Origin of the sequence: Janthinobacterium fluminis (assembly GCF_028595325.1) — a bacterium.
Lineage (GTDB): Bacteria > Pseudomonadota > Gammaproteobacteria > Burkholderiales > Burkholderiaceae_D > Janthinobacterium > Janthinobacterium fluminis.
Genome location: NZ_JAQQXR010000012.1, coordinates 61435 through 73652, shown reverse-complemented (window position 1 = coordinate 73652; position 12218 = coordinate 61435). Strand labels below are relative to the sequence as shown.

Annotated in this window: 12 protein-coding genes; 4 read left to right on the top strand and 8 right to left on the bottom strand. The window is 67.5% G+C overall.

Annotated features, from left to right (window positions below; all coding sequences use genetic code 11):
- Window positions 1-23: 23 nt before the first annotated feature.
- From OIK44_RS22545 to OIK44_RS22520, 6 genes are all read right to left on the bottom strand, one after another.
- Window positions 24-272: a hypothetical protein gene (locus OIK44_RS22545; protein WP_273674126.1), complete on the bottom strand. Its 249-nt coding sequence runs from the start codon at window positions 270-272 to the stop codon at window positions 24-26.
- Window positions 269-1126 (bottom strand): MbnB/TglH/ChrH family RiPP precursor modification enzyme, encoded by an 858-nt coding sequence (locus tag OIK44_RS22540; protein ID WP_273674124.1) that lies wholly within the window; start codon window positions 1124-1126, stop codon window positions 269-271. Before OIK44_RS22540 ends, OIK44_RS22545 begins: the two co-directional genes overlap by 4 nt.
- The gene (locus tag OIK44_RS22535) at window positions 1116-2015 is read right to left on the bottom strand and encodes a TIGR04222 domain-containing membrane protein (protein WP_273674122.1); all 900 of its coding nucleotides are present in this window, start codon (window positions 2013-2015) and stop codon (window positions 1116-1118) included. Before OIK44_RS22535 ends, OIK44_RS22540 begins: the two co-directional genes overlap by 11 nt.
- A 7-nt stretch (window positions 2016-2022) precedes the next feature.
- Complete coding sequence (locus OIK44_RS22530) at window positions 2023-2748, bottom strand: nucleotidyltransferase family protein (protein ID WP_273674120.1); 726 nt, start codon at window positions 2746-2748, stop codon at window positions 2023-2025.
- A 22-nt stretch (window positions 2749-2770) separates the two neighbouring features.
- Window positions 2771-3133 (bottom strand): DUF4870 family protein, encoded by a 363-nt coding sequence (locus OIK44_RS22525; protein ID WP_273674118.1) that lies wholly within the window; start codon window positions 3131-3133, stop codon window positions 2771-2773.
- A gap of 92 nt (window positions 3134-3225) precedes the next feature.
- Entirely contained in the window at window positions 3226-3675 is a 450-nt protein-coding gene (locus OIK44_RS22520; RefSeq protein WP_273674117.1) for an Lrp/AsnC family transcriptional regulator, read from the bottom strand.
- 132 nt (window positions 3676-3807) lie between these two features.
- On the opposite strand from OIK44_RS22520, the gene OIK44_RS22515 reads away from it, so the two are divergent.
- Window positions 3808-4425 carry a LysE family translocator gene (locus OIK44_RS22515; protein ID WP_273674116.1) on the top strand — a complete coding sequence of 206 codons (618 nt, stop codon included), beginning with the start codon at window positions 3808-3810 and terminating at the stop codon, window positions 4423-4425.
- Window positions 4426-4703: 278 nt separating this feature from the next.
- Window positions 4704-6416 carry a methyl-accepting chemotaxis protein gene (locus tag OIK44_RS22510; RefSeq protein WP_273674114.1) on the top strand — a complete coding sequence of 571 codons (1713 nt, stop codon included), beginning with the start codon at window positions 4704-4706 and terminating at the stop codon, window positions 6414-6416.
- Window positions 6417-6444: 28 nt separating this feature from the next.
- Here the strand turns inward: OIK44_RS22510 and serB are convergent, their stop codons facing one another.
- Window positions 6445-7311, bottom strand: a complete 867-nt coding sequence (serB, locus tag OIK44_RS22505; RefSeq protein WP_420213882.1) for a phosphoserine phosphatase SerB — start codon at window positions 7309-7311, stop codon at window positions 6445-6447.
- On the bottom strand, window positions 7308-10754 hold the full coding sequence (gene mfd / locus OIK44_RS22500) for a transcription-repair coupling factor (RefSeq protein WP_273674112.1): 3447 nt from the start codon (window positions 10752-10754) through the stop codon (window positions 7308-7310). The genes serB and mfd overlap by 4 nt, the downstream gene beginning before the upstream one ends.
- 180 nt (window positions 10755-10934) lie before the next feature.
- On the opposite strand from mfd, the gene OIK44_RS22495 reads away from it, so the two are divergent.
- Complete coding sequence (locus tag OIK44_RS22495) at window positions 10935-11333, top strand: OsmC family protein (RefSeq protein ID WP_273674111.1); 399 nt, start codon at window positions 10935-10937, stop codon at window positions 11331-11333.
- Between the two features lie 3 nt (window positions 11334-11336).
- Window positions 11337-12215 carry a pirin family protein gene (locus OIK44_RS22490; RefSeq protein WP_273674110.1) on the top strand — a complete coding sequence of 293 codons (879 nt, stop codon included), beginning with the start codon at window positions 11337-11339 and terminating at the stop codon, window positions 12213-12215.
- Window positions 12216-12218 lie beyond the last annotated feature (3 nt).

Here is a 12218-nt window from a genome sequence, read left to right as displayed (position 1 = left end):
GCGGGCCTCGCCCGACCCGGGCTCTAGCCGCGCAGCAGCCGCCGCCACAGGCTGGGCGCCGGCGGACGTTGCGCGCGGCCGGCGCGCTTGGCCGTGAAGCTGGCGGCCGCCATCTGCAGGCCGATCCTGTCGATGGCCAGCAGCGCGGCCACGTCGTGGGCCGGCAAGCCATGCCGCTGCGCCTCGCCGTGCGGATCGTCGAGGAAGGCCAGGCGCAGCGCTTCGTCCGTGTACAGCCGCGCCAGGAAGGTTTCCAGGGCGGGCGAACTCATGCGGCGCGCCCCAGGCTGAGCGCGGCGCGCGCCTGCGCCAGCTGGTCGAGCAGGTGCGCGAACGGCGGGAATTTGCCGTCGCGCTCGATAATGACGGTCAGCGGCTGCGGCGCGTGGCTGGCCAGCAGGGTCAGCAGCGCGAACACGGGCGGCGGCACGTCGTGCACGTGGTCGTCGAGCAGGCGCCGGCGCGGCGGCTGCGCATTGCCCGGTTCGTCTATCCAGTGGCCGCCGCTCAGGTGCACCGCGACGACCCGGTGCAGCGGCATGCGCAGCAGTTGCGCCGCCGGGTCCTTGCCGAAATTGACGGCGTTCGCATACAGATTGTGCAGGTCCAGCAGCAGCGGCACGGCCGCGCCCTCGACGATGGCTTCCACCCACTGGGGCTCGTCCATCAGGCTGGCCGGCGGGGCGATCAAGGTGGCGATGTTTTCCATGGCCGGGGCGCTGCCGATGACGGCGCAGGCCCGCCTGATGTTGGCGATGCTGCCGGCCACGCTCTGCGGCGTGCGCGGCGGCGCCGCCAGGTGGCCGATTTCGACGCCGGGCGCGCGCACAAACGACAGGTGCTCCGACCACGAGTCCGCACCCACGGCGCGCATCAGGCGCAGCATGCGTTCCAGGCGCGGCGTTTCGACGGGAATTGTCGAGGCCAGCCCCATACCCACGCTGTGCAGGCTCAGCGGCACCTGGGCCGCCAGCCGGCGCAGCGCCCGCAGCTCCGCGGCGCTGGCCCGGTAATGGTCGTCGGCGATCACCTCGAGTACGTCAATGTGGCGCAGATTGGCCAGGATGCCGGCGGCCAGCGCGCCGCGCCAGCCGAGTCCGACGCGGTCGCCGGGACTAACTGCCACAGCCGCCGCAACCGCCGCCGCCGCCGCAGGACGAGCCGCCGCTGTCGCCGCCGGAGCCGCTGTCGCCGGAGCTGCCGCCGCCGTCGCCCGACTGCGCGTGCGCGGGACTGTAGGCCGGATAGAGTTGGGCGATGAAGGGATACACGGACAGCGGCAGCATGCCGACGCCAAAGATGGCCGCCAGCAATGCCAGGTCATCGCTGCCGTCGCCCGCGTGCAGCCGGCTGGCGCGGGCGCGCAGCCGGGCGAACAGGATGCGCAGGTCGGCCAGCAACTTGATGGCGCCCCAGGTCTTGGGCCGCACGAGTTGAAATAGCAGGATCAGCGAGAAGCCAAGGCTGAGCAGCACCAGGAAAAACAGATTGTGGTAGCCGTGGGCGAGGGCGAGCGCGGCTTTCACGCCGGCCACGCCGAGCAGCAGCGCCCATCCCGTCAGCACCAGCGTGCGGCGCCGGGCGCGCGTCTGCGGCCCTTGCAGCAATTCATGGCGGGTCAGCACGTCTTCGTAGGCGCGGCACGCCGGCAGGGTGGGCGCGCGGCTAGTCGCGACGATGGCCTGGCCCGGCCGGTTCTGGTAAATCTCCAGCACCTGGCGCTCCAGGTCGCGGCTGGCGTAGCGGCCGGCGTCGGCGCTGCTTGCCGCCAGCGTGTCGCCGTCATTGCGCAGCAGGCCGCGGTCCATCAGGACGATGGTCGCGACCTCGACCGCCGCGCCGGCGCCGCCGCGCAGGAAGGCGATCTGGTACGGGTCGCCGGCCATGCTCAGTTGCGCGTATGGATTCTCGCTTTCGGCGCGCCGGATGCGCCCGCGCACGGCCAGGCACAGGGCGCCGCCGAATGCAAAATACAGCAGCAGGAAATGCGGGCCTTGCCAGTAAAACGGGTTCATGCCGCGCTCACGCCAGGCGCGCCGCGCGGGCGCGCAGCTGCTCGTTGATGTGCATCAGGGCGAGGAAGGTCGGGGCGGCCCTTCCCGGCGCCAAGGTGTCCGTCTCGCGCGCTGTCGACATGAGGTGCAGCGCCGTTGCCAGCGCCGGCTGGTCGAGGGCCTCGACGAAGGCTTCGAGCGCCTGTTTGCCGGCCTGCGGCAGTTGGCCTTCCAGCTGGGCCAGCGAGGCGGCGGCCGCGCGCAGCGGCGCCGCCGCGTCGGCGATGGCGGCCACCAGTTGCTCTTCGCGCAGGCTGAGCAGCACATAGCGTTCGCGCATGCGCAATTGCTGGTTCAGCAGCACCTGCTTCAGGCGCCGCAGGACGGCTTCGCGGGCGGTGCGCAGGGTGCCGAACGGGTCCGCGCCATGCAGCACGCGGTGGCGCACGATGATGTCGGAAAACTTGACGGCGAAGGCGTCGGCCGCCGCGGCCAACTCACTGTCGAGCAGGAACATGGCCTGCAATTGTATGGCCGCGTGGGCCAGGCGCAGCGGTTCGCGCAGCGCGTCCGCCCCCGGCTGCTCGAAACGTTTCAGCAACAGCAGCAGATTGACGTCCGAGGTGGCGCGCATCTGGCCGTCCGCCGCCGAGCCGTACAGGACGACGGCGCTCAGGTCGGCGCCGAATGCGGTCTTGGCCGCCGCGACAAAGGCGGTCAGGTGGTGTTCGATCTCAAGCGGTAGATTGCTCATCGTGCGCTTTCAGGGCGGGGGGCTATACCGGCATCGGCAGGTTGTTGTTGAGGTCGAGGAAGCCCTTGATCAGGCGGTAAGCCCGCCACAGCCACGCGCCGCCCCAGACCAGCCAGGCCAGCGGCATGCCGATGATCGTCACGAACAGGACGGCGCCGGCGACGATCCAGACCAGATACCACCAGAACGAGCGTATCTGCCAGGTATGGTGGCTTGCCACGAAGGTGCCGGCGGCGTCGTCGCGCTTGATGTAATTGACGATGAGGGGAACAATCGACAAAGCGCCCAGCGAGCAGACGAAGGTGACGGCATGAATCAGGTACAACCACCATGCCAGGTTTTTTGCCGATTGCAGATTGCTATCGAAAACGATCTCTTGCGACATGTGTGCTCCCATATTCAAGGTTTCAAGTATAACAAGTTTGGACGGCTAAAGGCATGCAAATACGCGTTTGCCAACGTTGCGGCGAAGCGGGCCTAGTCCCTGGGCAGGGGCGTAATGGGGCGCAGGGGAATCGGCGCGGACATCACGATCGACGTCCGCGTCTCGCCGAAATGGTTGATGCTGGCGACAAAACGTTCGAGGTGGCCGATGTCGCTTGTCAGCACGCGCAGCAAAAACGAATCCTGTCCGGTCACATGCAGGCATTCCAGCACCTCCGGCATGGCCTGCAGGGCGGCGACCAGCTTGGCCTTGTAGATCTGCGGCGCGGTCATGCCGATGATCGCCATCACGCCGTAGCCGGCCGCCTGGGCATTGAGCTCGGCGCGATAGCCCGTCACGATGCCGGCTTCCTCCAGCCGCTTCAGGCGCTCCGCCGTGGCCGGCAGCGACAGGCCGCACTCCTCGGCAAGGGCTTTCAGCGCAATGCGGCCGTCGCGCTGGATGGCGACCAGAATTGTGCGCGATTTCGCATCGATCTTCATAAATGGCGGTGGCCTGGCATTTTTCGAGAATAATTCAGGTAGCTTAGCAGTTTCACCTTATTCCTGTCATTTCCGCCCCGGCCGCAACGCGGCATACTGTTCCGAACTTGGACGACGATCAAAAGGGATGCGGTGGATACTTTACTATTTTTCAAGGCGGTGTTGATCGGCCTGTCGATCGCCGCGCCGGTCGGCCCTATCGGCCTGCTTTGCATTCAGCGCACGCTGGCGCATGGCGCGCGCGTCGGTTTCGTCAGCGGACTCGGCGCGGCCGCGGCCGACGGCGTGTATGGCGCCATCGGCGCTTTCGGCCTGGTCGCGGTGACGCAGTTTTTCGTCGCGCTAGCCACGCCGCTGGCCGTGTTCGGCGCCGTCTTTCTCGGTTGGATGGGTGTCCAATTGCTGCGCGCCGATCCCGCCGGCACGATGGCGGCGGGCGCCGCCGCGCCGGCCGCCGGCCGGGCCTTCCTGAGCGTATTCGCATTAACGCTGAGCAATCCCATGACAATCTTGTCGTTTATCGCCGTATTCGCGGCGATGGGCGGCGCCGCGGGCGCGGCGCCGGCGTCCGCCGGCCTGATGCTGGCCGGCGTCGCGTCCGGCTCGGCGCTCTGGTGGTTGACGCTGACCCTGGGCGTGTCGGCGGCGCGGCGCAAGATGGACGCGCGCGCCATGCGCGCCATTAACCGGACCGCCGGCCTGTTACTGCTTGGTTTTGCGCTGTGGCAGGCGTGCACCGTGCTTCGTTGACGGCCGCTTGGGCCGGCAGGCATGAGCCGGTCCGCCGGCTGTTGTGGCAGGCCCGAATGCACTGCTTCCGAGGCAATAAATTTCTCGTCATCGGGTATCACTTGCCGTACCATACTCACTACCATATGCCGTGCTCCTCCCCGCCACGCAAGTGCCCTTGATCGGCATCGTTCTGCCCAGCGCCGCCCACTCCCCGCCGCGTTGATCGTTGTTATTGCAATCGATTCGGACCCGCCAGGTCCCTTGAGCCCGCACTTTCCACCATCATCGGAGACAGCATGAAGATCAACCTGAAAATTGGCACCCGCCTTGCGCTGGCATTCGGCGCCTTACTCCTGATGATGGTCATGATCGCGTATATAGGCTGGTCGGCGCTGGCGGCGACGAAGGCGGGAATCGACACGATCACCGACGAAAACAATGTCAAAATTGCGCTGGCGAACAAAATGGAGGGCAATCTGAACCGCATGGCCCGCGCCGTGCGCAACTATATCCTGTACACCGACAAGGATTCCCGCCGGACGATGCTGGCCCGGCTTGCCGAGGCGCGCAAGGGCAGCGACGAAGCGTCCGACACGCTGGGCGGGCTGGTGCGCACCGACAAGGCCAAGCAATTGTTCGCTGAAATCAAGGCGCGGCGCGAAGAAAGCACGCCGTTGTTCGGCAACGTCGTGGCCCTCGTCGACGCCGGCAAAACGGAGGAGGCCACGCAGTTTTTGCAGCAGTCGCTGCAGGGGCCGCAGGATAAGTGGTTTGCCGCATTGCGCGACATGGTCGAATTGCAGGAGCGGCAAAACAAGCTCGCGGTCGAGGAAATGGAACGCGGCCACGAGTTTGCCGTGCGCTTCCTGATCGGCGCCGTGCTGGCGGCGCTGGCCGTCGGTTGTGTACTGGTTGTGGTGATTACGCGGGGCGTGCTGAAGCAACTCGGCGGCGAACCGGACTATGCGGCCGACATCGCCGGCCAGATCGCCGGCGGCGACCTGGCCGTGGCCATCGACCTGAAGGCGCACGACCAGTCCAGCCTGCTGTTTGCGATGCGCGGCATGCGCGACAACCTGGCCCGGCTGGTCGGCGAGGTGCGCATCAGCACCGACACCATCGCCACGGCGTCGAGCCAGATCGCCGCCGGCAACCTGGACCTGTCCTCGCGCACGGAGCAGCAGGCCAGCTCGCTGGAAGAGACGGCCTCGTCGATGGAAGAGCTGACCAGCACCGTCAAACAGAACGCCGACAACGCCCGCCAGGCCAACCAGTTGGCGGCGTCGGCGTCCGACGTGGCCACCCGCGGCGGGACGGTGGTGTCGCAGGTGGTCGATACGATGAGCTCGATTAACGATTCCTCGAAAAAAATCGTCGACATCATCGGCGTCATCGACGGCATCGCCTTCCAGACGAATATCCTGGCGCTGAACGCGGCCGTCGAGGCGGCCAGGGCGGGCGAACAGGGGCGCGGTTTCGCCGTCGTCGCCTCGGAGGTGCGCAATCTGGCGCAGCGCTCGGCCGCGGCCGCCAAGGAAATCAAGGGCTTGATCGGGGACTCCGTCGAGAAGGTCGAGGTCGGCACCAAGCTGGTCGACCAGGCCGGTTCGACGATGCTGGAAGTGGTCGAGAGCGTGCGCCGGGTCACCGACGTGATGAGCGAGATCATGGCCGCCGGCCAGGAGCAGAGCGCCGGCATCGAGCAGATCAACCAGGCCGTTATCCAGATGGACCAGGTGACGCAGCAAAACGCCGCGCTGGTGGAGCAGGCCGCCGCCGCCGCGGAGTCGATGCAGGATCAGGCGGCCAATCTGGCGCAACTGGTCAGCGTCTTCAAGACGGGCGCGCACCAGGCGGTGTCCGTGGCGCCGGCCAGGAAGCGGGCGGTGCCAAGCCGGGTCGCGCTGGCCGCCAAACAGCCGGCCGGCCGCGCCGCCGCCAGGCCGGCGCTGAAGGCGGTGCCGGGCAAGCGCGCGGCGGCGGGCGCCGACGAGTGGGATGAGTTTTAAGGCCGGGGCGCCGGCCTGGCGCCGTGCCTCAAGCGAGCAGCGTCAGCACCCCGTCCAGGCCGACAAAGTTCAGCGCCACGTCGGCCTGGTCGCGCACCACCGGCTTGGCGCGGAACGCCACCGACAGCCCGGCGATCGACATCATGCGCAGGTCGTTGGCGCCGTCGCCCATGACGATGGCCTGGGACGGATGGATGCCGAGTTCGGCGCAGACGCGCTCCACGGTGCGCTTCTTTTCCTCGGCGTCGACGATGCCGCCCACCACGCGCCCGGTCAGTTTGCCGTCGACGATTTCCAGTTCGTTGGCATGGCTGTAGTCCAGGCCCAGGCGTTCCTTCAGGCGGTCCGTGAAGAAGGTGAAGCCGCCCGACACCAGCAGCGTTTTCAAGCCGGCCGCCTTGACGCCGGCCAGCATGTTTTCGGCGCCCGGCGACAGGCGCAGCCGCTCGGCGTAGACGCGTTCGAGCGCGGCCGCGTCCAGGCCGGCCAGCAGCGCCACGCGCCGCGTCAGGCTTTCGGAAAACTCCAGCTCGCCGCGCATGGCCGCCTCGGTGATTTCCGCCACCTGCGGCTTCAAGCCCTGCATGTCGGCGATTTCGTCGATGCACTCGATGGTGATCAGCGTCGAATCCATGTCCATCGCCACCAGCTTGAATTCGTCGAGGCGGCGCACGCCCATCATGTAGGTGGCGTCGAGCTGGGCCGCCTGGGCGGCCACTTCGATGGTCTGGCGCAGGCCCGCCGAATAGCTGATGTTTTCGCAGCGCAGGGCGTTCGCGCCCAGCGGCGTCAGGCGCGCCGGCCCCGCCAGCGCGGCGATGCGCTCCAGGCGCGCGATGCCGCCGTCCAGTCCCTGCAGGGTCAGGTTCATCGTCGTGTGTGCGGTGTTTTTCATGGCGCTAGCAATTGTTTGATGGTGGTTTTGATTTGCGCGACGCGGGCCGCCAGATCCGGCATGCCGATGGTGATCTTCAGCTTGTCCTGGCCGTTCAGCTTGATGTGGCGGTTTTTCTGGATCAGGTCGATGATGCGCATCGCGTCGATGGGGGGCTTGACCATGAACTGCAGGGTGGCCGCCTCGCCGTGGGCGTCGATCTTGATGATGCCGACGGCCTTCGCCGCCACGCGCAGCCGGTGCGTCTCGACCAGCGCCTTGACGGGCTCGGGCAGCTTGCCGAAGCGGTCGATCAGCTCTTCCTGGATGTCGTCGATCTTCTCCTGCGCGCCGCAGTTGGCCAGGCGCTTGTAGATCGACAGGCGCTCGTGGACGTCGCCGCAGAAGTCGGCCGGCAGCAGCGCCGGCGCGTGCAGGTTGATTTCCGTGGTCGACGCCAGCGGCGCGGCCAGGTCGGGCTCCTTGCCGTTCTTCAGCGAGCGCACCGCCTCGTTGAGCATGTCGGAGTACAGTTGGAAGCCGATTTCGTGCATCTCGCCGGACTGGTTGTCGCCGAGGACTTCGCCGGCGCCGCGGATTTCCAGGTCGTGCATGGCCAGGTAGAAGCCGCTGCCCAGTTCTTCCATCTGCTGGATGGCGTCGAGGCGGCGCTGCGCCAGCTTGCTCAGGCCCTGCACGTCGTGCACCAGCAAATACGCGTAGGCCTGGTGGTGCGAGCGGCCGACGCGGCCGCGCAACTGGTGCAGCTGCGCCAGGCCGAACTTGTCGGCGCGGTGCATGATGATGGTGTTCGCCGTCGGCACGTCGATGCCGGTTTCGATGATGGTGGTGCACAGCAGGATGTTGAAGCGCTGCGCCACGAAGTCGCGCATGACCTTTTCCAGGTCGCGCTCGTGCATCTGGCCGTGGGCCACGGCGATGCGCGCCTCCGGCAGCAGCTCCGTCAGCATCGCCATGCGGTTCTGGATCGTCTCGACCTCGTTGTGCAGGAAGTAGATCTGGCCGCCGCGCTTGAGTTCGCGCAGGCAGGCTTCGCGGATGATCGACTCGTTCTCGCTGCGCACGAAGGTCTTGATGGCCAGGCGCTTTTGCGGCGCCGTGGCGATGATGGAGAAGTCGCGCAAGCCTTCCAGCGCCATGCCCAGCGTGCGCGGGATCGGCGTGGCCGTCAGCGTCAGCACGTCGACCTCGGCGCGCAGCGCCTTGAGCGCCTCCTTCTGGCGCACGCCGAAGCGGTGCTCCTCGTCGATGATGACCAGGCCCAGGCGGGTGAACTTGACGTCCTCCGAGAGCAGCTTGTGGGTGCCGATGACGATGTCCAGCGTGCCGTCGGCCATGCCCTTGAAGGCCTGGGTGATCTCCTTGCCGCTGCGGAAGCGCGACAGCTCGGCGATGCGCACCGGCCAGTCGGCGAAGCGGTCGGCGAAGGTCTGGGCGTGCTGCTCGGCCAGCAGCGTGGTCGGCGCCAGGATGGCCACCTGCTTGCCGCCCATGACGGCGATGAAGGCGGCGCGCAGCGCCACCTCGGTCTTGCCGAAGCCGACGTCGCCGCACACCAGGCGGTCCATCGGCTTGCCCGAGGTCATGTCCTTGATGACGTTGTTGATGGCTTCCTGCTGGTCGGGCGTCTCCTCGAAGCCGAAGCTGTCGGCGAAGCGCTCGTAGTCGTGCGCCGAGTATTCGAAGGAGTGGCCCTGGCGCAGCGCGCGCCGGGCGTACAGGTTGAGCAGCTCGGCGGCCGTGTCGCGCACCTGGTCGGCGGCGCGCTTCTTGGCCTTCTCCCACTGGCCCGAGCCGAGCGAGTGCAGCGGCGCGTCTTCCGGCGAGGCCCCGGAGTAGCGCGAAATCACGTGCAGCTGCGACACCGGCACGTACAGCTTGGCTTCCTTGGCGTAGTCGAGGTGCAGGAACTCCGTCTCGCCTTCGCCCAGGTCCATGCTGGTCAGGCCCATGTAGCGGCCGATGCCGTGGTTGATGTGCACCACCGGGTCGCCGATCTTCAGCTCCGACAGGTCGCGCACCATCGACTCGACCTGGGTCGCGCCCTCCTGCTTCTTCTTGCCGGCGCGCCGGCCGGAACCGGCGTACAGCTCGGTTTCGGTGATGAAGACCAGGTTGCCGTCTTCCGTGTACAGCTCGAAGCCGGCGTGCAGCGGCGCCACGCCCAGCATCAGCCTGGCGTCGGCGTACTGGAAGCCCTCGAAGCCCTCGACCGGCGCCAGCGCCAGATCGTATTCGGCGAAGTACTGCTGCAGCGTTTCGCGGCGGCCGTTCGATTCGGCGCAGACCATCACGCGCCGGCCCGGCTGCAGCAGATAGGCGCGCAGATTGTTCAGCGGGTCGTCGGCGCGGCGGTTGACGGCGATGTTCGGCACCGGCGCCGACAGCTCCGAGGCCAGCGCCTCGTTGTCCTTGGCGATGGCCCAGCGCGGCAGGGGCTTGGCCAGCGCGAAGAAGCTCTCGTCGCTGAGGAACAGCGCCTCGGGCGCGAGGATGGGGCGCTCGCGGTCGGCCTTCAGGAAGCGGTAGCGCGACTGCGTGTCGACCCAGAAGCGCTTGATGGCGCTGTCGATGTCGCCGACCAGGGCCATCGAGGCGTCCGCCGGCAGGTAGTCGAACAGCGTCGCCGTTTCCTCGAAAAACAGCGGCAGGTAGTACTCGATGCCGGCCGAGGCGATGCCGCTGCTGATGTCCTTGTACACCACCGAGCGCGACGGGTCGCCCTCGAACTGCTCGCGCCAGCGGCTGCGGAAGGTGGTGCGGGCCGCCTCGTCCATCGGGAACTCGCGGCCGGGCAGCAGGCGCACCTCGCCGACCGGATACAGCGAGCGCTGGGTGTCGGCGTCGAAGGTGCGGATGGACTCGATGGTGTCGCCGAACAGGTCGAGGCGGTAGGGCAGGGCCGAGCCCATCGGGAACAGGTCGAGCAGGCCGCCGCGCACCGAGTACTCGCCGGGCGACATCACCTGCGACACGTGGGTGTAGCCGGCCAGCGTCAGCTGCGACTTCAGGCGCGTCTCGTCGAGCGTCTCGCCCTTCTTGAAGAAGAAGGTGTAGGCGGCCAGGAAGGACGGCGGCGCCAGGCGCACCAGCGCCGTCGTGGCCGGCACGATCAGCACGTCGCACTGGCGGCTCTGGATTTCGTACAGCGTCGCCAGGCGCTCCGACACCAGGTCCTGGTGCGGCGAGAAGGCGTCGTAGGGCAGGGTTTCCCAATCCGGCAGCAGATGGCAGCGCAGCTTGTCGGCGGCGAACCAGGGGATTTCATCGAGCAGGCGCTGGCCGTCGCTGGCGTTGGCCACGACCACGGCCAGCATCTGGCCGCGCGCCGATAGTTCAAGCGCGGCGAGCGCCAGCGCGTAGGCGTCGGACGAACCGAAAAGGGCGGGCAACGCGAACCGGTTGCCGGGTTTGGGAAGCGATTTTTTTAAGTCAAAAGACATGCAGGCGCTGACACATATTGGACGGTTAGGCGCACGGCCGGGGGTGGCAGCGCCGCTGTTGCATATTATAGTATAAGCACGTCGGATCGGGGGCTGGGCCGGCGCGCTTTGCCCTATGCGCGATGGGCTCAAACAGTGTAAATTGACGCTGTTCCAATTCCATCGTTCATAAGGAAAGCCATGACCATCAAAGCCATCCGCGACCAGTCGCTGCCGATGCGCCACATCGTGCACGTGCGCAACCATCTGATTCCCGCCGACGGCTCGCTGGAGGAGGGCGGCAACGACGCCGGCCCGTCGCCGCACGACCTGTACGACGCCGCGCTGGCCGCGTGCAAGGCCCTGACCGTGGTCTGGTACGCCAAACGCAAGGGCTATCCGCTCGAACATGTCGAAACGACGACAGAGCGCGACGCCAGCGACGAGCGCAAGGGCGTCTACCGGCTGGCCGTGGGCTTGCGCATGACGGGCGAGCTGAGCGAGGCGCAGCGCCAGGAATTGCTGGCCGCCGCGGGAAAATGCCCCATCCACAAGTTGATGACGGCGGTGAGCACCGAAGTCAGCACGGTACTGGTGTAGGCCATGACGATTTCGCACATATTGAAGGGCCATGAAAAAGACCTGGGCGGCGGCCTGCTGGTGCGCCGCTACCTGCCGGCGGCCGTCAAGCAAGCCGTCGGGCCGTTTATTTTCTTCGACCATTTCGGCCCCGTCGACGTGGCGCCGGGCGCCAATCACGACGTGCGGCCGCACCCGCACATCGGCCTGGCGACGGTGACCTACCTGTTCGAGGGCGCGATGGACCACCGCGACAGCATCGGTTCGGTGCAGCGCATCGAGCCGGGCGCGATCAACTGGATGACGGCCGGGCGCGGCATCGTCCATTCCGAGCGCACGCCCAAGGACCTGGCCGGCGTGCCGCACCGCACCCACGGCCTGCAGTTGTGGGCCGCGTTGCCGCTGGCCCACGAGGAGGACGAGCCCAGCTTCACGCACACGCCGGCGTCGGCGATTCCCGTCGTGAGCGTGGCCGGCGCCACCATCAAGGTGCTGATCGGCAGCGCCTTCGGCCAGACCTCGCCGGTGCGCACATATATGCAGACGCTGTATCTGGACGTCACGCTGCAGGCGGGGCAGGAGCTGGGCCTGGCCGGTTTGCCGGCCGAGGCGGCCATCTACCCGATCAGCGGCGCCGTGGAGATCGACGGCGCGAAACTGGAGCTGCGCACCATGGCGCTGCTCGACGCCGGCAGCACGCCGCTGTTGCGCGCCGTCGGCACGGCGCAGTTCGTCGTCATCGGCGGCGAGCCGCTGGACGGGCGCCGCTTCATGTCGTGGAACTTCGTTTCGTCGAGCAAGGAGCGCATCGCCCAGGCGGCCGACGACTGGAGCGCGCAGCGCATGGGCCAGGTGCCGGGCGAGACGGAGTGGATTCCGCTGCCGCAGCGCCTGCCGGCCTAAGGC

What these genes read in the sequence shown, in the direction of transcription:
- OIK44_RS22545 (WP_273674126.1), bottom strand. Translation starts at nt 272, where the DNA reads ATGAGTTCGCCCGCCCTGGAAACCTTCCTGGCGCGGCTGTACACGGAC.
- OIK44_RS22535 (WP_273674122.1), bottom strand. Translation starts at nt 2,015, where the DNA reads ATGAACCCGTTTTACTGGCAAGGCCCGCATTTCCTGCTGCTGTATTTT.
- OIK44_RS22530 (WP_273674120.1), bottom strand. Translation starts at nt 2,748, where the DNA reads ATGAGCAATCTACCGCTTGAGATCGAACACCACCTGACCGCCTTTGTC.
- OIK44_RS22525 (WP_273674118.1), bottom strand. Translation starts at nt 3,133, where the DNA reads ATGTCGCAAGAGATCGTTTTCGATAGCAATCTGCAATCGGCAAAAAAC.
- OIK44_RS22520 (WP_273674117.1), bottom strand. Translation starts at nt 3,675, where the DNA reads ATGAAGATCGATGCGAAATCGCGCACAATTCTGGTCGCCATCCAGCGC.
- OIK44_RS22510 (WP_273674114.1), top strand. Translation starts at nt 4,704, where the DNA reads ATGAAGATCAACCTGAAAATTGGCACCCGCCTTGCGCTGGCATTCGGC.
- serB (WP_420213882.1), bottom strand. Translation starts at nt 7,311, where the DNA reads ATGAAAAACACCGCACACACGACGATGAACCTGACCCTGCAGGGACTG.
- mfd (WP_273674112.1), bottom strand. Translation starts at nt 10,754, where the DNA reads ATGTCTTTTGACTTAAAAAAATCGCTTCCCAAACCCGGCAACCGGTTC.
- OIK44_RS22495 (WP_273674111.1), top strand. Translation starts at nt 10,935, where the DNA reads ATGACCATCAAAGCCATCCGCGACCAGTCGCTGCCGATGCGCCACATC.
- OIK44_RS22490 (WP_273674110.1), top strand. Translation starts at nt 11,337, where the DNA reads ATGACGATTTCGCACATATTGAAGGGCCATGAAAAAGACCTGGGCGGC.